Consider the following 650-nt stretch of genomic DNA (forward strand, 5'->3'; position numbering starts at 1 on the left):
CAGCGGTCGCCGTCCGCAAAGCGTGGCGCGGTGCCGAGCAGGGTCTCGTAGAAGGCGCGGCCGGCGGCCATGTCGGCGGCGGCCACCCATGTGTTCTGCAATCGTCGGACGGACATCGGTCCTCCCTGTGCCATGGCGCCGCTCTTGGTGGGCGGGGTTTTCCTACCTTTCAGTAGGCGGTCCAGCCGGCATCGGCGACGAGGCAGGTGCCGTTGATGTAGGCGGCCGCATCGGAGGCGAGGAACACCGCCGTCGGCGCGATGTCGGCACCGGTCGCCTGGGGTGGCCTCGTGGCAAGGCCCTTGGTGCGCAGCGCCCAGCCGGCTTCGGAAATGGTCATGTCCTGCGCGATGCCGGTCTTCACCGAGCCCGGCGCGATGCCGTTGCAGCGGATGCCGCGGTCGCCGTATTCGGCCGCGACCGCGCGGGTGAGGCCGAGGATGCCGTGCTTGGTGGCGGTGTAGGCAAAGCCGGCCCGGCCGCCGAGGAAACTGGCGATCGAGCAGGTGTTGACGAAGATGCCGCCGCCGCGCGCCAGCATGGCCGGCAGCGCCGCGCGGGTGACGCGGAACGGGCCGGTGAGGTTGACGGCCAGCACCTTCTCCCACAGCGCGTCGTCGGTCTCGCCGACCGGCGCCATGCGGTCGAGG

Annotated in this window: 1 protein-coding gene; it reads right to left on the minus strand. The window is 71.4% G+C overall.

The features are described from left to right. Window positions 1–169: 169 nt before the first annotated feature. Window positions 170–650 (minus strand): SDR family oxidoreductase (locus tag A6302_RS20680; protein ID WP_141704080.1); only part of this gene is annotated, 481 nt, incomplete at its 5' end.

This window comes from Methylobrevis pamukkalensis, assembly GCF_001720135.1.
Taxonomy (GTDB): Bacteria; Pseudomonadota; Alphaproteobacteria; order Rhizobiales; family Pleomorphomonadaceae; genus Methylobrevis; species Methylobrevis pamukkalensis.